The sequence below is a fragment of the Pseudomonas graminis genome, assembly GCF_013201545.1.
Classification (GTDB): domain Bacteria; phylum Pseudomonadota; class Gammaproteobacteria; order Pseudomonadales; family Pseudomonadaceae; genus Aquipseudomonas.
Genome location: NZ_CP053746.1, coordinates 1,630,373 through 1,653,543 on the forward strand (window position 1 = coordinate 1,630,373; position 23,171 = coordinate 1,653,543).

Here is a 23,171-nt window from a genome sequence, read left to right on the forward strand (position 1 = left end):
GAACGAGCGAGGTGTTGGCGTGAACATTAATGCAACCCTGATTGGCCAGTCCGTTGCGTTCTTCATTTTTGTGCTGTTCTGCATGAAGTTCGTGTGGCCTCCGGTCATCGCGGCTTTGCACGAACGTCAGAAGAAGATTGCGGATGGACTGGACGCTGCTACACGAGCAGCTCGCGACCTGGAGCTGGCCCAAGATAAAGTGGGTCAGCAACTGCGCGAAGCTAAGGCTCAAGCAGCTGAGATCATTGAGCAAGCCAAGAAACGCGGTACCCAGATTGTCGACGAAGCCCGTGAACAGGCTCGCGTTGAAGCTGACCGCATCAAGGCTCAGGCTCAGGCCGAGATCGAACAGGAACTGAACGGCGTCAAAGATGCGCTGCGCGCCCAATTGGGTAGCCTGGCAGTCAACGGCGCAGAGAAGATCCTGGGTGCCACAATCGATCAAAACGCGCACGCGGAGCTGGTAAACAAACTGGCTGCTGAAATTTAAGCGAGGGCGATCATGGCAGAACTGACCACGTTGGCCCGACCTTACGCTAAGGCAGCCTTCGAGCATGCACAGGCGCACCAGCAACTGGCCAATTGGTCAGCCATGCTCGGCCTGGCTGCTGCAGTGTCGCAAGACGACACGATGCAGCGCATGCTCAAGGCCCCGCGACTGACGAGCGCAGACAAGGCCGCCACTTTTATTGAAGTGTGCGGCGACAAGTTCGATGCCAAGGCACAGAATTTCATTCACGTCGTTGCTGAAAACGACCGTCTCCAGCTTCTGCCGGAGATCTCCGAACTGTTCGAGCTTTACAAGGCCGAGCAGGAAAAATCGGTAGATGTGGATGTGACCAGTGCTTTTGCATTGAACCAAGAACAGCAAGACAAACTCGCCAAGGTTCTCAGTGCACGGCTCGGCCGGGAAGTGCGCCTGCACGCTGCGGAGGATGCCGCCCTCATAGGTGGTGTCATCATCCGCGCCGGCGACCTGGTTATCGATGGCTCAGTTCGCGGCAAACTCGCGCAACTAGCCGAAGCATTGAAATCTTGAGTTTGAAGGGGCAGCAGAGCAATGCAGCAACTCAATCCTTCCGAAATAAGTGAAATCATCAAGGGCCGCATCGAGAACCTCGATGTAGCCTCCCAAGCCCGAAACGAAGGCACAGTCGTCAGCGTGTCTGACGGTATCGTGCGGATTCACGGTCTCGCCGACGCTATGTACGGCGAAATGATCGAGTTCCCGGGCGGCGTTTACGGTATGGCACTGAACCTGGAGCAAGACTCCGTGGGTGCGGTCGTACTGGGCGCTTACACCTCTCTGGCTGAAGGCATGAGTGCCAAGTGCACCGGCCGCATCCTGGAAGTTCCGGTTGGTAAGGAACTCCTGGGTCGCGTGGTCGACGCACTGGGTAACCCTGTCGACGGCAAAGGTCCGCTGAACAACACCGAGACCGACGCGGTCGAGAAAGTTGCTCCAGGCGTGATCTGGCGTAAGTCGGTAGACCAGCCTGTACAGACTGGCTACAAGGCTGTCGATGCGATGATCCCTGTCGGCCGTGGCCAGCGCGAGCTGATCATCGGTGACCGTCAGATCGGTAAAACCGCTCTGGCGATCGACGCGATCATCAATCAGAAGAACAGCGGTATTTTCTGCGTCTACGTTGCAATCGGTCAGAAGCAGTCGACCATCGCCAACGTTGTTCGCAAGCTGGAAGAAAACGGCGCTCTGGCCAACACGATCATCGTGGCGGCCAGTGCTTCGGAATCCCCTGCGCTGCAATTCCTGGCTCCGTATGCCGGTTGCACCATGGGCGAATACTTCCGCGATCGTGGTGAAGACGCACTGATCGTTTATGACGATCTGTCCAAGCAGGCTGTGGCTTATCGCCAGATTTCCCTGCTGCTGCGTCGTCCACCAGGACGTGAAGCTTACCCAGGCGACGTGTTCTATCTCCACTCCCGTCTGCTGGAGCGTGCATCCCGCGTTTCGGAAGAGTACGTAGAGAAGTTCACCAATGGCGCAGTGACCGGCAAAACCGGCTCCCTGACCGCATTGCCGATCATCGAAACCCAGGCTGGCGACGTTTCCGCGTTCGTTCCGACCAACGTGATTTCCATCACTGACGGTCAGATCTTCCTGGAATCGGCCATGTTCAACTCCGGCATCCGCCCGGCAGTGAACGCCGGTGTTTCGGTATCCCGTGTGGGTGGTGCCGCTCAGACCAAGATCATCAAGAAGCTTTCCGGTGGTATCCGTACCGCTCTGGCTCAGTACCGTGAACTGGCAGCATTTGCCCAGTTCGCCTCTGACCTGGACGAAGCGACCCGTAAGCAACTTGAGCATGGTCAGCGCGTTACCGAGCTGATGAAGCAGAAGCAATATGCGCCAATGTCGATCGCTGACATGTCGCTGTCGCTGTATGCCGCTGAGCGTGGGTTCCTGACTGACGTCGAAATCGCCAAGGTTGGCAGCTTTGAACAAGCGCTGATTGCTTACTTCAACCGAGATCACGCCGATTTGATGGCGAAGATCAACGTGAAGGGTGACTTCAATGACGAAATCGACTCTGGCCTGAAAGCCGGCATCGAGAAGTTCAAGGCCACCCAAACCTGGTAAGCCGCAGCGGGAGTCGCGAGGCTCCCGCTTGCTAACCTGATAGGTGTTACATGGCAGGCGCAAAAGAGATTCGCAGCAAGATTGCGAGCATCAAAAGCACGCAAAAGATCACCAGCGCCATGGAAAAAGTGGCGGTCAGTAAAATGCGCAAGGCTCAAATGCGCATGGCTGCTAGCCGTCCTTACGCGGAGCGCATCCGCCAGGTGATTGGTCATCTCGCCAACGCTAACCCGGAATACCGTCATCCCTTCATGATCGAACGCGAAGTAAAACGCGTTGGTTATGTCGTGGTGAGCAGTGACCGCGGTCTGTGTGGTGGCTTGAATACCAACCTGTTCAAGGCTTTGGTCAAGGACATGGCGAAGAACCGTGAAAACGGCGTAGAGATCGATCTGTGCGTGGTCGGCAGCAAAGGTGCGGCGTTTTTCCGCAACTTCGGCGGTAACGTCGTCGCTGCGATCAGCCACTTGGGCGAAGAGCCGTCGATCAACGATTTGATCGGCAGCGTCAAGGTGATGCTGGATGCCTACCTGGAGGGCCGTATTGATCGCCTGTCCGTGGTGTCCAACAAGTTCATCAACACCATGACTCAGCAGCCAACGGTCGAGCAGTTGATTCCGTTGGTCGCGACCCAGGATCAAGAACTCAAGCACCACTGGGATTACCTGTACGAACCCGACGCCAAAGAGCTGCTGGACGGCTTGATGGTCCGTTACGTGGAGTCGCAGGTCTATCAGGCGGTGGTCGAGAACAACGCGGCTGAACAGGCTGCGCGGATGATCGCGATGAAGAACGCCACTGACAACGCCGGTGACCTGATCAGCGATTTGCAGCTGATCTACAACAAGGCGCGTCAGGCAGCGATCACCCAAGAGATCTCGGAAATCGTCGGCGGCGCTGCCGCGGTTTAACGGTTCAAATATTCAGAGGATCCAGCTAATGAGTAGCGGACGTATCGTTCAAATCATCGGCGCCGTGATCGACGTGGAATTTCCACGCGACAGCGTACCGAGCATCTACAACGCGCTGAAAGTACAAGGCGCGGAAACTACTCTGGAAGTTCAGCAGCAGCTGGGCGACGGCGTAGTTCGTACCATTGCGATGGGTTCCACCGAAGGCTTGAAGCGCGGTCTGGACGTTATCGACAGCGGCGCAGCCATCTCCGTACCGGTCGGTAAAGCGACACTGGGCCGGATCATGGACGTACTGGGCAACCCGATCGACGAAGCGGGCCCGATCGAAACCGAAGAGCGCTGGGGCATTCACCGTCCTGCGCCTTCGTTCGCTGATCAGGCTGGCGGCAACGACCTCCTGGAAACCGGCATCAAGGTCATCGACCTCGTTTGCCCGTTTGCCAAGGGCGGTAAAGTTGGTCTGTTCGGTGGTGCCGGTGTCGGCAAGACCGTAAACATGATGGAACTGATCCGTAACATCGCCATCGAGCACAGCGGTTATTCCGTGTTCGCTGGTGTGGGCGAGCGTACCCGTGAGGGTAACGACTTTTACCACGAGATGAAGGACTCTAACGTTCTGGATAAAGTAGCGCTGGTCTACGGTCAGATGAACGAGCCGCCGGGTAACCGTCTGCGCGTCGCCCTGACTGGCCTGACCATGGCTGAGAAGTTCCGTGACGAAGGTAACGACGTTCTGTTGTTCGTTGACAACATCTACCGTTACACACTGGCCGGTACTGAAGTATCCGCACTGCTGGGCCGTATGCCTTCCGCAGTAGGTTACCAGCCGACGCTGGCTGAAGAGATGGGCGTACTGCAAGAGCGCATCACTTCGACCAAGGAAGGCTCGATCACTTCCATTCAGGCGGTATACGTACCGGCGGATGACTTGACCGACCCATCGCCAGCCACAACGTTTGCTCACCTGGACGCCACCGTCGTTCTGTCCCGTGACATCGCTTCCCTGGGTATCTACCCAGCGGTCGATCCACTGGATTCGACTTCGCGTCAGCTGGACCCGAACGTTATTGGCCAGGACCATTACGACACCGCTCGCGGCGTTCAGTATGTTCTGCAGCGCTACAAAGAGCTGAAAGACATCATCGCGATCCTGGGTATGGACGAGCTGTCGGAAACCGACAAGCAGTTGGTATCCCGCGCTCGTAAGATTCAGCGATTCCTGTCGCAGCCGTTCTTCGTGGCTGAAGTCTTCACCGGTGCCTCGGGTAAATACGTTTCCCTGAAAGACACCATTGCTGGCTTCAAAGGCATCCTCGCCGGTGACTACGACCATTTGCCTGAACAGGCGTTCTACATGGTCGGCGGCATCGAAGAAGCGATCGAGAAAGCCAAGAAACTGTAATCCAGGCGCCCGGCAACGGGCGCTAATCAGGTTGAGGCAGGCAAATGGCTATGACAGTCCATTGCGATATCGTCAGCGCGGAAGGAGAGATTTTCTCCGGTCTGGTCGAGATGGTGATTGCACACGGTAACCTGGGTGATATCGGTATTGCTCCAGGTCACGCACCGTTGATCACCGATTTGAAGCCAGGTCCGATCCGCCTGATCAAGCAGGGTGGCGAAGCCGAGGTGTTTTACATCTCCGGTGGTTTCCTTGAGGTTCAACCGAACATGGTCAAAGTGCTTGCCGATACCGTGCAACGCGCTGCCGATCTGGACGAAGCCTCAGCTCAGGAAGCCGTCAAGGCTGCCGAGCGTGCTCTGAATGAAAAAGGCGCAGATTTCGATTACGGATCTGCTGCTGCACGTCTGGCGGAGGCCGCAGCTCAGCTGCGCACCGTCCAGCAAATTCGCAAGAAGTTCGGCGGCTAACCCCGGCGACTCGTTGCGCGATTGAGTAAAAGGGTAGCCTCGGCTACCCTTTTTCTTTTTTCGGCTTTATCGCCTGAATCATCAGCCCGGCTAATGTGGCTGCTCGTCTGGAATCCTTTCATGTCTCTCGATATCGTCATTCTTGCTGCGGGTCAGGGCACTCGCATGCGTTCCGCTCTGCCCAAGGTGTTGCATCCTGTAGCCGGTAACTCGATGCTTGGCCATGTTATCCACAGCGCACGCCAGCTTTCTCCCGAAGGCATTCACGTCGTCATCGGCCATGGCGCAGAGCGGGTCCGAGAGCAACTGGCGGGCGATGATCTGAATTTCGTGCTTCAAGACAAACAATTGGGCACTGGCCACGCCGTCGCGCAAGCGTTGCCCGCGCTGACGGCTGAGACGGTGCTCATTCTTTATGGCGACGTCCCGCTCATACAGGTAGAGACCCTGCACCGCCTCCTTGCGCTGGTAAATGATCAGCAGTTGGGTCTGCTGACGGTCACGCTGGAAGACCCGACCGGTTATGGCCGCATCGTCCGTGACGCGCAGCATCGCGTCAGCGCTATCGTCGAGCACAAGGATGCAACCGAAGCGCAGAAGGCTATCAAGGAAGGTAACACCGGAATCCTCGCGGTACCGGGCAAGCGCCTCGCCGACTGGCTGGGTCGCCTCTCCAATAAAAACGCCCAGGGTGAGTATTACCTCACTGACGTGATTGCCATGGCCGTCAACGATGGCTTGGTGGTGGCCACCGCACAGCCCGACGATGCCATGGAAGTGCAGGGCGCCAATGACCGTAAACAACTTGCCGAACTCGAGCGTCATTACCAGCAGCGCGAAGCCCGCCGACTCATGGCATTGGGCGTGACGCTGCGCGACCCGGCGCGCTTCGACGTTCGTGGTGACGTCACTGTTGGCCGCGACGTGATGATCGACGTCAACGTCATCCTTGAAGGGCGAGTCGTCATCGAAGACGACGTCTTGATCGGGCCGAATTGCGTGATCAAGGACAGCACCTTGCGCAAGGGCGCAGTCATCAAGGCGAATAGTCACCTCGAAGGCGCAATTGTGGGCGAAGGCGCGGATGCAGGGCCTTTCGCTCGTCTGCGCCCGGGCAGTGTGCTCGACGCTCGCGCTCATGTGGGTAACTTCGTTGAACTGAAGAATGCTCATCTCGGCGAGGGCGCCAAGGCAGGCCATCTGACCTACCTGGGTGACGCGGTCATCGGCGCGCGCACCAACATTGGCGCTGGCACCATTACCTGTAACTACGATGGCGCCAACAAGCACAAGACGGTGATGGGCGAAGACGTCTTCATCGGCTCGAACAACTCGCTTGTTGCCCCTGTGCATATCGCGTCGGGCGCTAGCACTGCCGCGGGTTCTACCATCAATCAGGATGTACCGGCCGAACAGCTTGCGGTCGCCCGAGCGCGTCAACGCAACATCGAAGGCTGGACGCGGCCGGTGAAAATCAAGAAAGGTTAAGTTATCCACAGTGCACATCGGCTGTTTGCAAAACAGGCAGCCGATGCCGGACTCTGAGCGGCAACTGTTCGAAAAAATCCTCTATTCCTTCTCACCGACACCCATTTCCCCCTTGACGTATATCTTTCGATGAGCTTTCATTGCGTTCGTTAACTTTCGAAACGAAACTTAAGCCAGTCATGTCGAAACGTAATACGCCTCAACGCCGCCACAACATTCTTTCTTTGCTCAATGAGCAGGGCGAGGTAAGCGTGGACGAGTTGGCCAAGCGCTTTGAGACTTCGGAGGTGACGGTCCGTAAGGATCTGGCTGCGCTTGAAAGCAATGGGCTGCTGCTTCGTCGTTACGGCGGCGCCATCCCCATGCCCCAGGAATTGATTGGCGAGCCCGGCCAGCCCGTTTCCAGGTTCAAGCAGGCCATCGCCCGCGCTGCTGTTGCCCGCATCCGGGAACATGCACGGATCATCATCGACAGCGGCAGCACAACGGCTGCGATGATCCCGGAGCTGGGCTTGCAGCCGGGCCTTGTGGTGATGACAAATTCCCTGCACGTCGCCAACGCGCTGGGTGAACTGGAGCACGAGCCGGTCCTGTTAATGACCGGCGGGACGTGGGACCCGCATTCAGAGTCGTTTCAGGGCCAGGTGGCGGAGCAGGTGCTGCGTTCCTACGACTTCGATCAGCTGTTCATCGGCGCCGACGGCATTGATCTGACCCGCGGTACAACCACATTCAACGAACTGCTTGGCCTCAGCCGGGTGATGGCCGAAGTCGCCCGGGAAGTGATCGTGATGGTCGAGGCCGACAAGGTAGGTCGCAAGATTCCCAATCTGGAGCTGCCTTGGAGCAGTGTCCATACCCTCATTACCGATGACCGCCTGCCTCAAGAGGCACGCGAACAAATTCAGGCTCGCGGCGTAACCTTGATTTGCGCTGCTGTTTCCTAGGAGAAGACCATGTGTGGAATTGTCGGCGCTGTCGCTGAACGGAATATCACTGCCATCCTGCTGGAGGGCCTCAAGCGCTTGGAATACCGGGGCTATGACAGCGCGGGTGTGGCGTTATTCAACAACGCCGGCGTGCTTGAGCGTCGTCGTCGGGTCGGCAAGGTCAACGAACTGGAGCGGGCACTCGCCGGCGAACCGGTCACAGGCCGCCTGGGTATTGCCCACACTCGTTGGGCCACACACGGTGCACCGTTGGAACGCAACGCCCACCCGCATTTCTCCAACGAGCAACTGGCGGTGGTGCACAACGGCATCATCGAAAACCATGAGCCGCTTCGCGAGCGCTTGAAGGGTCTGGGTTACGTGTTCACGTCTGACACGGACACCGAGGTCATTGTCCACCTGCTGCACCACAAACTGCAGGACACGCCCGATCTGGCTGCAGCTCTGAAGGCAACGGTCAAGGAACTGCACGGCGCGTATGGCCTTGCGGTCATCAGCGCACACCAACCGGATCGCCTGATTGCTGCTCGCAGTGGCAGCCCGCTGGTTGTGGGTCTGGGCCTTGGGGAAAACTTCCTCGCCTCCGATCAACTGGCGCTGCGTCAGGTCACCGACCGCTTCATGTACCTGGAAGAGGGCGACATTGCCGAGATCCGTCGCGACAGCGTGCAGATCTGGGACGCATCCGGCCTGCATGTCGAACGTGAGATCGTTCAGTACCACGAGGGTGCAGAAGCAGCGGACAAAGGCGAGTACCGCCACTTCATGCTCAAGGAAATCCACGAGCAGCCCAAAGTCGTGCAGCGCACCCTGGAAGGACGCCTCGGTCAGCAGCAGGTTTTGGTGCAGGCATTTGGACCGCAAGCGGCGGAGCTGTTCGCCAAAGTACGCAACGTGCAGATCGTCGCCTGCGGCACCAGCTATCACGCCGGCATGGTCGCGCGTTACTGGCTCGAAGGCTTGGCCGGCATTCCCTGCCAGGTCGAAGTCGCCAGTGAATTCCGCTATCGCAAAGTCGTGGTCCAGCCGGACACGCTGTTCGTTTCGATCTCCCAGTCCGGCGAGACGGCCGACACCCTGGCCGCGCTGCGCAATGCCAAGGAACTGGGTTTCCTTGCCAGCCTGGCGATCTGCAACGTAGGCATCAGTTCGCTGGTGCGTGAATCCGATCTGACCCTGCTCACGCAGGCCGGCCCGGAAATCGGAGTCGCGTCGACCAAGGCGTTCACTACGCAGCTGGTCGCACTGATGCTGCTGACGCTCTCACTGGGGCAGGTCAAGGGCACGCTGGGCGCTGGCGTGGAAGCAGAACTGGTTGAAGAGTTGCGCCGCCTGCCGACCCGCCTGGGTGAAGCGCTGGCCATGGACACGACCGTGGAGAAAATTGCCGAACTGTTCGCCGAGAAGAATCACACCCTGTTCTTGGGTCGTGGCGCGCAATTCCCGGTGGCGATGGAAGGGGCGTTGAAGCTCAAGGAGATCTCCTACATTCACGCCGAAGCCTATCCGGCCGGAGAACTGAAACACGGCCCGTTGGCACTGGTGGACAGTGACATGCCTGTTGTCACCGTGGCACCTAACAACGAGCTGCTGGAGAAGCTGAAATCCAACCTGCAGGAAGTGCGCGCACGGGGCGGCGAGCTGATCGTCTTCGCTGACGAACAGGCCGGGCTGGTCAACGGGGAGGGCACTCATGTGGTTTCCATGCCCCACATCCTCGACGCCCTGACGCCGATTCTGTACACCATTCCGCTGCAACTGCTTTCGTACTACGTGGCAGTGCTGAAGGGTACGGACGTGGATCAGCCGCGTAATTTGGCGAAGTCGGTGACGGTGGAATAAGTTATCCACAGGGCGTTGGCCAATCTCGCCACTGTCCCAGCGAATTAGGGAATCGAAGCCCTCGACGCGTTAAGCCTAAAGCTCACTCCGGTGAGCTTTAGGCCATTTAAAGCGCAGTTAAGTGCGCGTTATCCTGCCGGTGAGATAAGCACAGATCTCAGGGCGTTATCGACTTTCTGAATTAGCGCCGCAATTTGATAATTGGGATTCACTTCACAAAGACCGCGCGAACTTTTCTGCATTCCTCATCACTAAGGTATCTCGGCCACGGCTGATGGCTAATTAATAGCATCTCGGTGAGCCTCGCCGACCTGCTACTAAACGCTTGCCGCTCGTCGGACTACCAGTCTCGTAACAGGCTGCAACTCTTTCTCGGTGCCTTAGTTTATTGCCCATCAAGGGTTTGCAGATTTTACAGGCGTGAATGCCCACCTGATCCAACGCTTTGGATCAACGGGATTCGATGGTAATTTGCCGCCCCTTGATTTTTCGACGGATCGAACATGCCCTTCTCATTGCCACGGATTCGGTTGTTGCTTTGCACTTTTCTGCTCGCGTGTGTGAGCCTGAACAGCGCCACCGCCGCCCCAACGCCCGGCGATCAGGACCTGATCCGCGACCGGCAGAACCGCTTGCTCGAAGAGCAGAGTCGCCGCCTGCAGGAGCTTCAGGACTTGCCCGGCAAGCAGACCAAGCCCGAGGCCCCGGCCACGCCGGCCGATAACCGTTGCTTCCCGATCCAGGACATTGAACTCAAGGGTGCCGACAGCCTGTCCGCCGCCGACCGCACGCGTCTGCTCAAACCCTACATCGGCCAATGCCTGGGCGTAACGCAGCTTAATGAGCTGCTCAAGGTCATCACCGACTACTACATCGACAAGGGCCGCGTCACCAGCCGTGCCTACTTGCCGCAACAAGACCTCTCCAGCGGTCACCTGCAGGTGCTGGTGGTCGAAGGCAAACTCGAAGCGTTGAAAGCCGCCGAGGGCAGCACTGTGACGGACCGCGAACTGGCCATGGCCTTTCCCGGCAAGGTCGGCGAGGCGCTCAACCTGCGCGAGATCGAGCAACTGGTGGACCAGCTCAACCGATTGCCCTCCAGGCAGGCGCAAATGCGACTGACCCCGGGCCAGCAGATCGGCGGCAGTGAAGTGGTGGTCAACAACGTCCCGCAAAAACCTTGGCGCGCCAGCCTGTCGCGCAATAACGACGGCCAGGAAAGCACCGGTGAACAGCAATGGGACGCTGGGCTGGAATGGGATAGCCCGCTGGGCCTGGGCGACCAAGTGATACTGCGCAGCGGCCACGACGCGGTAAGCGACCACCAGAAAACCTCGAAAAACAACATGCTGTATTACAACGTGCCGTGGGGCTGGTGGAACTTCAGCTACACGTACAGCGAAAGCGACTATCGCACCTACGGCGAGACCGACAGCAGCAAATTCAAGCTCAATGGCGACAACGAGAACCACCAACTGCGCGCCGAGCGGGTGATCCATCGCGACGACGTGAGCAAGACCTCGGTGAACGTTGGCCTGGCCCATCTGCGTACCAACAACTACGTCCTCGACGTGCGCACGGAGCCGAGCAGTAACCGCCTCAGCGAACTCCAGCTCGGCCTCAACCACGGTCGGCGCATCGGCAATGCGTTCGTCAACCTTGACCTCGGCATGCAGAACGGCATCGGCTTGCTCGATGCCCAGTCTGAAGAAGAACGCGATGAGTTCGGCAATCGGCAGGCCAATTCGCGCTACCGCAAATACACCGCCACCGTCAGTTACCTGCAGCCGTTCACGCTGTGGGGCGAGTCGTTCAGCTTTTCCAGCCTGGCCACCGGTCAGCGCAGTGAAGACATTCTCTTCAGCCCGCAGCGCATTAGCCTGGGTGGCTCGGCCTCGGTACGCGGTCTCAAGGACCAGCAGCTGACCGGCGACAGCGGCGGTTACTGGCGCAACGAGGTGCGCTGGGCACGCCCCGTAACGCTGGATTGGATGCGCCCGGCCTTTGCCGAGTACGGCACCAGCGTCGGCTACGACCAGGGCGTGATCAGCAACGACCGCTACAACGGCGACGTACATGGTCGCGTGTCCAGTAATTCTCTGGAGCTGTTCGCTCGGGGCAAGTACGTCAGCACCACCGTGACCTTTGCCCATTCTTTAGAAAGACCGGGAGTAGTCACCGAGCGCGAAGCGCCAATCTACTTCCGCATGGATTTCTTCCTGTAATTCAACGCCCCGTTACATCGAGAATCTGACAATGGACGTTCGCCAATTTGCCTTCCTCGCCCGCCAACCTTCTGCTGCGCTGAAGCCGCGGGACTCGTTCTTCGGTCTGCCCAAGCGCGGCCTGGTGCTGATCCTGATCAACGCGCTGTTCTGGCAGCCGCTGCTGGCCCAAGCCGAAGGCATCGTGGTCAGTGCGCCGGGCACCACCGTAGGCCAGGCGGGCAACGGCGTGCCCGTGGTGAACATCGCCACGCCAAACGGCAGCGGCCTGTCCCATAACAAGTTCCAGGACTACAACGTCGGCCCCAACGGCGTGATCCTCAACAATGCCACCGGCACTGTGGCTAACACCCAGTTGGGCGGCTACATCGTCGGCAACCCCAACCTCAAGGGCGGCGCGGCCAACGTTATCCTCAACGAAGTCACCGGCAGCAACCCCAGCCAGTTGCGCGGCTACACCGAAGTGGCGGGGCAGTCGGCCAAAGTCATCGTTGCCAACCCGTACGGCGTCACCTGCAGCGGCTGCGGCTTCATCAACACACCGAACGTCACCCTCACCACCGGCAAGCCAGTGCTCGACGCGAACGGCCAACTGAAAAGCTACCAGGTCGACGGCGGTGCCGTGACCATCGACGGGGAAGGCTTGAACGCCAGCAACGTCGACCGCTTCGACATCATCACTCGCTCGGCCAAGATCAACGCGCAGATCAATGCGCGCGAACTGAATGTGATCGCCGGTCGCAACGATGTGGACGCCCAAAGCCTGACAGCCACACCCCGCGCCGACGACGGCAGCACCAAGCCCGAGCTGACGATTGACTCGTCGGCTCTGGGCGGTATGTATGCTGGCGCAATCAAGCTGGTGGGCACCGAAGCGGGTGTGGGCGTGAAGCTCGACGGCACGCTGGCGGCCAGTGGCGGGGATATTCAACTGGATGCCAATGGGCGCCTGAGCATGGCCCAGGCGGCGGCCACCGGTAACGTCAGGGTTACGGCGCAGAGCGTTAATCTGGCTGACAAGGTTTACGCTGGTACAGCGCTGGAGGTGCAAACCCAGGGCGATCTCACCAGTAGTAAAAGTTTGGCAGCACGCGACCGCATCGCACTCTCCAGCGGCGGCACTTTGACCAACCGCGACATTATTGAAGCCGGCGTCAACAGCGATAACACCCGCAACGTAACGGGCGATGTGAGCCTGCGTGGCAAGGGCATCATTAATAATGGCGCCAGCGTCATTGCCAGCCGTGGGTTGAGCGTAGATGCCCAGACCCTCAACAACCAGGGCGGCACCCTGAGTGCAAAGCAGCACGCACAGATCAACGCCACCTCGGTCGACAACCAGAACAAAGGGCGCATTCTCAGTAACAACAGCCTGACCATCACGGCTGGCAGCCTGCAGAACACCCAAGGTGGGCTCGTCACCAGCGACGGCGCACTGACCGTGTCCGCAGGCGATGTGCAAAACCGTGGCGGTGAACTCTCCAGCCTTGACACTGCAACCCTGACGGCTGCCACTTTGGATAACTTCACCGGCCTGATCACGGCTGGCAAGGCGTTGAGCCTGAATGTCGGTGCCCTCAACAATCAGAACGGGCTGATCACCAGCCAAGGCACCGTCGCCGTGGCTGGCAATAGTCTGGACAACCGTCAGAAAGGCCTGGTCGCCGGTATCGGCGGCGTGCAGGTGAACGTGGGCAACACCGACAACCGCAACGGCGAGTTGTCGAGCCGGGCGAGTGTGTCGGTCACCGGCACGCAGCTGGATAACAGCGACGGCGGTCTGGTAATCGCCGGTAGCGGATTGAACCTGAACGTCGATCAATTGCTTAACCGCAACCGAGGGCTCATCAGCAGCGAAAAGCTGCTGAGCGTAACGGCGGGCACTCTGGCCAACCGCGCAGGTACGCTCTCAAGCGCTGGCCCGCTGACCATCAGCACGCGCGGCGCTGTGGACAACCAGGGCGGGCGACTGGTGACCGACGGCAGCCTGAACCTGACCAGCGCAAGCCTGGACAATAGTCAGAACGGCACGCTGAGCGCGCGTGAGTCTGCGCAGATCACCACGTCCGATCTGAACAACCAGCAAGGCGGCCAGTTGACCAGCGCCGCCAGCTTGACCCTGGAACTCAATCGTGGCCAGTTCAACAACCAGGGCGGGCTAATCAACGCACCGCTGCTGATGCTCAACAATCTGAAGAATGTGAATAACCAGGGCGGCGAAATTTCCAGCAGCCAGGCATTCACGCTCACCGCTGACAACCTGGACAACAGCAACGGCAAACTGCTCAGCAATACCGCGCTCACCCTGCGCATCGGGCAGGCCTTGGCCAACGTCAAAGGCATGATCGCCGCGGCGTCGGTGGATGCCCAGGCTGCAACCCTGGACAACAGCGGCGGTACCGTCACCAGCCGTGGCGATACTCTGCTCAACGTTGCTGGCCAACTGGTCAACCGTGATCAGGGCCTGCTGAACGCCGCCAACACCCTGACCTTGAACAGCGCAGGCGTGGACAACCAGAACGGCTCGCTGCTGGGCAGTGCGATTGCATTGGACTTCGACACGGCAACCGGCGACCTGAATAACGCCGGTGGCCTGATCACCACCGCAGGCAACCTGAGCATCACTCACCTGCGCGACCTGACCAACAGCGGCGGTGAACTCTCCAGTGCGCAATCCCTGAACCTCAACGCCCGCACCCTCAACAACAATAACGGCAAGCTGATCAGCAATAACTTGCTGGTCCTCAATGCCGACCAACTAATCAACCAGAATGGCCTGATGTCCGGCTGGCAAGGGTTGACCGTCAGCGGCGCGAACCTGGACAACCGCAACAACGGCACATTGTCGAGCCGTTATGGCGACCTCAATGCCACGCTGACCGGCAGCCTGCTCAACAGCGGTGCGGGTGCGCTGGTCAGCCAGAAGGCGCTGACCATTAACGCTGGCGAACTGGATAACAGCGCCAACGGTGTGCTGTCCAGCGCCGCCGGCCAGACGCTCACAGTGGGCGGTTTGCTGAACAATGCCCAAGGCGGCGTGATCGACAGCGCTGCGACGCTCAGCCTTAACGCACAGAACCTGGATAACACCGCCGGCAGCATCAGCGGCGGCACCGCCACCACCCTCGACCTGCTCGCGACGCTGACCAATACCAACGGCAAATTAGCCAGCGGTGGCCCGCTGCTGATCAGCCGTGTAGCGCAGATCAACAACCAGGGCGGTCAACTCGCCAGCCAAGGGCTGCTGACCCTGTTGACCGGCGGCCTGGATAACCGCAAGCGCGGCACGTTGGCCGCCAACGACCGCGTGAACATCACCGCCAGCGGCTTGGTGCAGAACGGCAGCGATGGTTTGATCTATAGCCAGAACGCCGACCTCACGCTCACCGCCAACCGTCTGGACAACGGCAAAGGCGCCGTGCAAAGCCAGAATGGCCTGACTCTCGACGTGGCAGACGCCATCGACAACCAGAGCGGCAAACTGATCGCCCAGGCCGGCGACCTGAATGTCAACGCCGCCAGCCTCGACAACAGGGGCGGCACCCTCGCCAGCCTCAAGGGCTTGCTGCAAACCCGCGTCGTCGGCGTGCTGCGCAACGGCTATGACCTCAACAACAATCGCCAGGGCGGCGTGATGCAGGGGCAGACCCTGGACCTGCAAGCCGGCGCCGTGGACAACTATGGCGGGCGCATTTCCGCCCAGGACGGCAACGGCCTGGTCACCACTGGCAATTTCGACAACCGCAACGGCGGGTTGTACGCCAAAAGCCTGATGCGAGTGGTTGGGCACGACTTCGATAACAGCGGCGATAACGATGGCCAGATTGCCGCCGGGCAGATCGACCTCGACCTGAGCGGCGCCCTCAATAACCGCCTGGGCATCATCGAAAGCGAATCCACCCTCAAGGTCCGCGCCGCCAGCCTGGATAACCAGACCGGCCGTCTGCGCGCGCTGGGCAACACTGGCACTACCGAGTTCGCCATTGGCGGCCTGTTCGATAACCGCAACGGCGTGCTGGAAACGGCCAACACCAACCTGGCACTGAATGCCGGCAGCCTGCAGAACCTCGGCGGTAATGTGCTGCACGTGGGTACCGGTAACTTTGGCATTGCGCCCGCCAACCTCAACGACGTCGGCGGCAGCCTGGTGACGCAGGGCGACCTGACCATCACCCAGGACAACTGGACCAACAGCAGCGTCATCCAGGCCGGGCAACTCACAGTCAACGTCAACACCCTCAACCAGACAGCAACGGGGCAATTGCTTGGCGCGCGGCGCTTTATCGGCAACGGCGGCAACTGGACCACCAACGGCCTGATCGCCAGCGACGGCGACCTCGACCTGACGTTGAGCGGCGCCTTGAACAGCACCGGACGCATCAGCAGCCTGGGTGCATTGAACCTCACTGCCGCGCAGGCGAACTTGAGTGAGACCGCCAGCATCGCCGGTGGTGGCGTGACCAGTGCAACCATCAGCGGCGTCCTGAACAACCATGGCCGCCTGACCTCGGCAACCGACCTGCTGATTAACGCGGGCACGCTGAACAACTACGCCACCCTGGGCAGCGGGCAAAACCTCACCGTCACCACCGGCGCGTTGCTCAACGACCACGGCCTGATCTTCAGCGGTGCCGACATGAGCATGCGCGTCGCGTCGTTGAACAACAGCTACGGCGACATTTACAGCATGGGCAACCTGAGTGTCGATCGCGACGGCAAGGGCGGGTTGGCCGACAGCATTATCAACAGTTCGGCGAGCATACAGAGTGATGGTGACCTGAGCCTCGCAGCGGCAGTGATGCGAAACGAGCGCGCGGTGCTGACTACCAACGACGGGGGCGTCTATACCGCTTCGATTACCGAAATGCCGTGCCGGCGGGGCGCCGATTACGCTGGCGACTGCGACGGTGGGAAGGTCAACCACTTGTGGGAGGTCGTGCAGCGCGACAAGCTCGAAGTCCTTCAGGCCAGTGCGGCATCGCTCATCAGCGCGGGAAGAAACATCACCCTGACCGGCGGCCAGTTGCTCAACTCGAGCAGCAGCATCGGCGCCGCCGGCATGATCAACATCACGGTCAACAACCTGACCAACACGGGCATCGAGACTGGCGAAACCGAAACCTGGCGCTTGTTCCGCTCCGAGCGCACCCGCGACGCGAGTGACTGGTATGCGTTGGCGGCAGACTTCAATCGCAAGTACTCGGTTGGCGGCGCCGCCTATAACCCCAATGATCTGGGTGGCCTGGAAGCCGCCATGGCAGCTTTCATCGGCACCACTGAAAAGGAAAGCGTCTCGCTGCGCCGTGTCACCAAAATTGCTACGGGCGACCAACGTTACGCCGGCATCATCCAGGCTGGCGGCGCGGCCACTGTCGTCACCCAGAACAACATCGATAACACCGTGGTGCGTCCTGGCTATACCTATGTGGGCGCGGGCGCCAAAACCGGTACCGATGCTACAGGCGCCAGCGGCGCTACCGGTTACTCGACCCGCATCACCCTTAACCAGCAATTACCTCCTGATCTGGCCCAGCAGCAGATCAACCCGCTGAGCTTGCCCGGCTTTACCTTGCCCAGCGGGCAGGGCGGCCTTTTCCGCCTCAGCGGTCAAAGCGCCAGCGCGCCCGCCAGCACTGCGCCTCAGGGCTGGACCCTGAGTGGCGGCACCGTTGACCGTGCGCCGGCCAGTGCCCCGATCGTACCCGGCAGCAGCACATCGGCCGACGGTGTAGTCATCAATCGCGTGCAAGGCCTGCCGGACAGCCTGTTCGTCTCCAACCCGCAGAAATACCTGATCGAAACCAACCCTGCGCTGACCAACCTCGGTCAGTTCCTCAGTTCCGATTACCTGCTGTCCAAACTGGGCTATGACCCGGACCAGGCGCAGAAACGTCTGGGTGATGGTTTCTATGAACAACGCTTGATCCAGCAGGCCATCATCGCCCGCACCGGCCAGCGCTTCATCGACGGTCTTACCAGCGATACGGCGATGTTCCAGTACCTGATGGACAACGCGATCGGCAGCAAGCAGGCGCTTAATCTGTCGGTGGGCGTGAGCCTTACCGCCGAACAGGTCGCCGCCCTGACCCACGACATCGTGTGGATGGAAAACGCCACCGTTGCCGGCCAGCAAGTTCTGGTGCCGGTGCTCTACCTGGCCCAGGCCAATAACCGCCTGGCGCCAAACGGCGCGCTAATCACCGGCAGCGATCTCAACCTGGTGTCCGGCACCGACCTCAACAACGTCGGCACCCTGCGCGCCACCAACAACCTGGCCGCCAGCGCCGGGCGCAACATGGTCAACAGCGGCCTCACCGAAGCCGGCAACCGCCTTGACCTGCTCGCCGGCAATAGCCTGACCAACCGCGCCGGCGGCATCATTGCCGGACGAGATGTCAGCGTGGGTGCGATCAGCGGTGACGTGCTCAACGAACGCAGCGTAACCAGCCACCAGAGCAGCAGCGGCTACCGCACCGAACGCACCGACTTTGTCGACAACGCGGCGCGCATCGAAGCCGCCAACAGCCTGACCCTGCAGGCCGGACGTGATGTCAACAGCACCGGCGGCGCGCTGAAAAGCGGCACCGACACCCGGATACAAGCCGGGCGCGACGTAAACCTGGCTACCGCCGAACAGCGCACTGCCAATAGCGTCGGCACTCGCTCACGCAGTAGCAGCGTGGCCCAGTACGGCACCGTTGTGGAGGCGGGGCGAGACTTCCAGGTTGTGGCTGCGCGGGACATAAGTGCGATTGGCAGCCAGTTGAATGCAACGCGTGATCTGGCGATGGTGGCCAATGGGAATTTGAACCTGGCTTCAGCGGCGAATGAACAGCATTCGGCCTCTAACTCCAAGAAGGTCACCCAACAGGAAGACCATGTTCAGCAAGTGGGCACATCGCTTGTGGCCGGTGACAACCTTTCCCTGAGCGCAGGCAATGACCTCGCCCTCAGCGCAAGCCGCGCGAGCGCGGGCAAGGAAGCCTACCTTTACGCAGGCAATGATCTGGCGCTGAACGCCGCGCAGAACAGCGACTACAGCTATTACCGCAAAACTAAAACCAGCAGCGGGTTGTTGTCCAGCAGCTCGAAAACGCGTATCGACAGCAGTAACCAGATCAGCCAGCAGGGTTCTTCCATCAGCGCTGATACGGTCGTCGTGCGTGCCGGTCGAGACATCGGCACGGTTGCCAGTGACGTGGTTTCTACCAACGCCACCAGCCTGATTGCCGGGCGCAATGTGGTGATCGACGGCGCGACGGAAACCTTTGAACAAAGCCATTCGTCTTCAACCAAAAAATCAGGCCTGCTGAGCACGGGTGGCATCGGCGTCACGTTGGGCTCAAGCAGCAACAAGAACACGTTCACCAGCAGCACCGAAACCACCCGGGCCAGCAACATAGGCAGTGTGCTGGGCAGCGTGGATGTGCAGGCTGGCAAAGACCTGACCATTCGCGGCTCTGACGTGGTTGCCGGTAAGGACATCAGCCTGATTGGGCAAAACGTCAGTGTCCTGGCTTCTGAAAACAACAACCGCAGCGAGCAGACGGCCAAAAGTAAAACCAGTGGTTTGACCTTGGCACTCTCCGGCACTGTGGGAAGCGCGGTGGACTCCGCTTACAAGACCGCCAAGCAAGCCGAGAACGAGGACGACAGCCGCCTCTCGGCGCTGCAAGGTGTTAAAGCAGGGTTGACCGGCGTACAGGCCTGGCAAGCAGCGCAGCAAGACGGCGGAATGACCGGGGATAACGCTGCGCAGTTCGTAGGTATCAGCCTCTCCGTGGGCTCGCAAAAGTCCGAATCCAGACAGACCCAAGAGCAAACCCTTAGCCAGGGCAGCAGCCTGACGGCCGGCAATAATCTCACCATCGTGGCGGACGGTAATGGTACGCCTGGCGAAGCGGGTGATATCCATGTTCAAGGCAGCAAGCTGCAGGCCGGTAACGAAATGCGGCTGGCGGCGGAGCACGATATTCTCCTGGAAGCTGCGGCGAATAATCAAAAACTTGATGGCAAAAACAACAGCAGCGGCGGAGCGCTTGGCATCAGCCTTGGCGTGGGTTCCGAAGGCGGTGGCCTGAGCGTTTTCGCCAATGCGAACAAGGGCACCGGAAACGAGAAGGGCACCGGCACCACCTGGACGGAGACAACGCTGAACGCCGGTAGGCAGGTCAGCCTAGTCAGCGGGCGTGACACTGCCCTCAAGGGCGCGCAAGTCAGCGCAGACAAAATCACCGCCACGGTTGGTCGCGACCTCACCCTGCAAAGTCTGCAGGACACCGATGACTACAAATCCAAACAGACGGATGTCAGCGGGGGCATCAGCTTCGCAATCATCGGCAGCGGTGGTAGCGCAAACCTGAGCGTCAGCAAAAGCAAGATCGACTCCAACTATAAGAGTGTGCAGGAGCAGACCGGCCTGTTCGGCGGCAAGGGCGGGTACCAGATCGATGTGGGTAACCATACCCAACTCGATGGCAGCGTGATTGCGAGCACTGCGTCGCCGGACAAGAACCGCCTGAGCACGGGCACGCTCGGGTGGAGCGTCCTAAAGAACAAGGCCGACTACACCAGCCAGTTGCAGAGCGCGAGCGTCAGCAGTGGCAGCGATGGCACCAATGCTTTCATCAGCAATATGCCCACCGGCACCTTGATCGCCTTCAACCATGGCGACAGTGCCAGCGGCACGACCTCATCGGCCATTTCCAACGGCACTCTCGACATCCGCGACCCTGCCAACCAGCAGCAGGACGTTGCGACGCTGAGCCACGATGTTGACCACGCCAACGACAGCATCAGCCCCATCTTCGATAAGGAGAAGGAGCAGAAGCGGCTGCGGCAGGTGCAGTTGATTGCGGATATTGGTGCTCAAACCGTCGATATTGTGCACACGCAAGGCGAGCTCAACGCCAAAGAGGCGGGTCGCAAAGAACTGGCCGGGAAAGGTAATGATCAGCCGACGCCAGAACAAATCGCTGCCAGCGATGCGTACAAAAAAGTCATGGCTGACTACGGCGTGGGCGGTGACTACCCTCGCGTGGCTCAGGCCGTAACAGCGGCGCTGCAAGGGTTGGTGGGGGGCGATATCGGCTCAGCCATTGCGGGCGCATCGGCGCCTTACCTGGCACAGGTCATCAAGAAATCGACTGGCGATAACACCGCGCTCAATATCATGGCCCATGCCGTATTGGGCGCGGTGGTGGCGCAGGCACAAGGCAATTCTGCGGGAGCGGGGGCTGCAGGAGCTGCGACAGGCGAGCTTATCGCGCACCAACTCTATCCGGGCACGGCAACGGCGGATCTGACGCAGCAGCAAAAAGAAACGGTCTCAGCGCTGTCGGGCTTGGCGGCAGGGCTGGCTGGGGGGATTGCTGGTGGTGATCTGAGCGGTGCGGTGACGGGCGCGCAGGCGGGAACAAATGCTGTTCAGAATAACTACCTGAGCAAAGCGCAGAAAGCCCAGAGAGACAAGGAGATGGAGGGGTGTCCGAGTGTGGTGTGCAGGACAGGCACTGCTACCAAATGGACAGCGATTGATATCGCCCAGGATGCCGTTTTTACAGCAGGCATAGCCAAAGGTGCTGTTCTGGGTCTAAACGACACCGTTGATGGCATCGTGCGCACGGCGGGTAATCTCACGGAGACTTATTCGGCGCTGAAAGCGGTAGTTGAGAGCGGTGGTGTTTGGGACTCGGTCAAGCAGTCGTACGTCGACCGTATCGATCACTTGCAAGCGCAGTATGAGGAGGCCGGGGCCAGTGGTGCATTTGAGGCTGGAGCCGAAACTGGAAGGCTGATCAGTGATATGGCTGCGGTTCTTTCAGTCGGTGGTGGCGCGTTGAAGGGGGGGGCCTTGCTGGCGGAAAAAGTTACGGCTAAGGTTGCTGCCAAGGCAGAGCTGGCGGGTGCGAAAGCAACCCCTTCAGGTTTGGTTTCTGGAGAAACTGGCTTTGTAGATACCGGTAAAGCTGCTGCTAACGATGCGGATTTCTGGGGTCCAAAAGATAGCCCAGCCCCTATAGTGGGGGGATTGGATCTTTCGAAGGTTGATGTATTGACCATAAAAGACGCACGCAAGCTTGAGGGCGAAAATAAAGGTTTGATCTTCGTACAAGAACCTCAGGGAGATTTTAGTAAGCCGTTCGTGAAATTCGAAGCGGGTACAACAGGAGCGTTTTCAGACGTTCTGTCGCAGCGGAAGGCGGTGCCTGCAATTCGGTTTGACAACCCGAATCCTAACGGTAACAATTTCGTGAAGTTTGATGGCATTGAGGATTTCAATGGTATTACCTTAATTGACCGAAAAACAGCACTGACATCGTTTGATAAGCAGATTCAAAGTGTTCAGCGAGTCTCGAATGCGTTGCGACAAAACCCTGGTATCAAAGCAGTTTTTGAATTTCCAAGTCAAAAAGCGGCTGATAGAGCAACTAATATTTTGATTCAGCAAAATATCAGAAACATTACTGTGAGGGTTGCACCCTGATGACTACGCATAAGCTTGAATTTCGTCACAGGCCAAAATTTTCAGAGCCTATTGAAAAACGGCACGAAATTTTTTTGGAAAAGTTGTCCGGCTTAGGCAAGCCTTGGGATTTGGCGGGTGCTGTAGAAGTTCCCGATATTGAAGACGAGCTTGTTATTTCTGTTTCTTTAGATAAGGTTCTTCCAAAGGGAATAAAAGGCCGAATTGTATATTCTCTTAGAAGTGAAAAATATCTAGAAGATGATGCTCAATTTGATGACTCTCTATTCGTTGACTTTTCGATTGCTAAAACTGATTATTCGGACTTGTTAAAGAGGGTTTTCCCTGCGTACGTACAGGCCTTTGGTGCCTATAGAGCCGCGCTGCATGATTGGTCGGTTACTAGAAGCGACTGGCCGGCAGTAGTAGCTGCATGCGATGCTACGAAAAAAGATGTTAACGGGAGAGATGGTGTTTTTCGTATAAACGCGGTCAATTATTTTGATGAGGAGTTGTGCCTTCGCGCATTTGGGAAAAGTCCTCAACAGATTATTAGCTGTCTCAAGGGGCACGTTGAGGAAGCGTCGGAGTTGGACGGAGGTGTGTTGATTGTTGTTAGCTATACGCCGCTGTCTACCAGCGAGATAGCTACTGCTGGAGAGCGACTAAAAAAGCTTTTGGTTGAGTGATGCGGGGGGTTAGGTCCAAAAGCGCAGGGCGAACTGGCGCACTCTCAATGCTGACGACTTGTCGCCCTGCGTGCGGTACGCATGTGATCTCCAAGCCCGATAAGCCCGCCCAATGGAAAAG

At 59.0% G+C, this 23,171-nt stretch carries 12 protein-coding genes; all 12 read left to right on the forward strand.

Annotated features, from left to right (window positions below):
* The first annotated feature begins 19 nt into the window (after window positions 1-19).
* The 12 genes from FX982_RS07480 to FX982_RS07535 all read left to right on the forward strand — a co-directional run bounded on the left by FX982_RS07480 (window position 20) and on the right by FX982_RS07535 (window position 23,050).
* Window positions 20-490 (forward strand): F0F1 ATP synthase subunit B, encoded by a 471-nt coding sequence (locus FX982_RS07480; RefSeq protein WP_065988056.1) that lies wholly within the window; start codon window positions 20-22, stop codon window positions 488-490.
* 12 nt (window positions 491-502) lie between these two features.
* The gene (locus FX982_RS07485; protein WP_037016920.1) at window positions 503-1,039 is read left to right on the forward strand and encodes a F0F1 ATP synthase subunit delta; all 537 of its coding nucleotides are present in this window, start codon (window positions 503-505) and stop codon (window positions 1,037-1,039) included.
* 21 nt (window positions 1,040-1,060) lie between these two features.
* Entirely contained in the window at window positions 1,061-2,605 is a 1,545-nt protein-coding gene (atpA, locus tag FX982_RS07490; protein WP_065988057.1) for a F0F1 ATP synthase subunit alpha, read from the forward strand.
* Window positions 2,606-2,655: 50 nt separating this feature from the next.
* Entirely contained in the window at window positions 2,656-3,516 is an 861-nt protein-coding gene (gene atpG / locus FX982_RS07495; RefSeq protein ID WP_037016916.1) for a F0F1 ATP synthase subunit gamma, read from the forward strand.
* Between the two features lie 28 nt (window positions 3,517-3,544).
* Window positions 3,545-4,921, forward strand: coding sequence for a F0F1 ATP synthase subunit beta (gene atpD, locus FX982_RS07500; protein ID WP_037016914.1), 1,377 nt, complete (start codon window positions 3,545-3,547; stop codon window positions 4,919-4,921).
* Window positions 4,922-4,965: 44 nt separating this feature from the next.
* Window positions 4,966-5,391, forward strand: a complete 426-nt coding sequence (locus tag FX982_RS07505; RefSeq protein ID WP_037016911.1) for a F0F1 ATP synthase subunit epsilon — start codon at window positions 4,966-4,968, stop codon at window positions 5,389-5,391.
* 120 nt (window positions 5,392-5,511) lie between these two features.
* Window positions 5,512-6,879: a bifunctional UDP-N-acetylglucosamine diphosphorylase/glucosamine-1-phosphate N-acetyltransferase GlmU gene (gene glmU, locus FX982_RS07510; protein WP_172610188.1), complete on the forward strand. Its 1,368-nt coding sequence runs from the start codon at window positions 5,512-5,514 to the stop codon at window positions 6,877-6,879.
* A 179-nt stretch (window positions 6,880-7,058) separates the two neighbouring features.
* Window positions 7,059-7,826, forward strand: coding sequence for a DeoR/GlpR family DNA-binding transcription regulator (locus tag FX982_RS07515; RefSeq protein WP_172610189.1), 768 nt, complete (start codon window positions 7,059-7,061; stop codon window positions 7,824-7,826).
* Between the two features lie 9 nt (window positions 7,827-7,835).
* Window positions 7,836-9,671: a glutamine--fructose-6-phosphate transaminase (isomerizing) gene (glmS, locus tag FX982_RS07520; protein WP_172610190.1), complete on the forward strand. Its 1,836-nt coding sequence runs from the start codon at window positions 7,836-7,838 to the stop codon at window positions 9,669-9,671.
* A 503-nt stretch (window positions 9,672-10,174) separates the two neighbouring features.
* Window positions 10,175-11,896 carry a ShlB/FhaC/HecB family hemolysin secretion/activation protein gene (locus tag FX982_RS07525; RefSeq protein WP_172610191.1) on the forward strand — a complete coding sequence of 574 codons (1,722 nt, stop codon included), beginning with the start codon at window positions 10,175-10,177 and terminating at the stop codon, window positions 11,894-11,896.
* Window positions 11,897-11,927: 31 nt separating this feature from the next.
* Window positions 11,928-22,382 (forward strand): hemagglutinin repeat-containing protein, encoded by a 10,455-nt coding sequence (locus FX982_RS07530; RefSeq protein ID WP_172610192.1) that lies wholly within the window; start codon window positions 11,928-11,930, stop codon window positions 22,380-22,382.
* Window positions 22,382-23,050 (forward strand): hypothetical protein, encoded by a 669-nt coding sequence (locus tag FX982_RS07535; RefSeq protein ID WP_172610193.1) that lies wholly within the window; start codon window positions 22,382-22,384, stop codon window positions 23,048-23,050. The genes FX982_RS07530 and FX982_RS07535 overlap by 1 nt, the downstream gene beginning before the upstream one ends.
* Window positions 23,051-23,171: the final 121 nt, after the last annotated feature.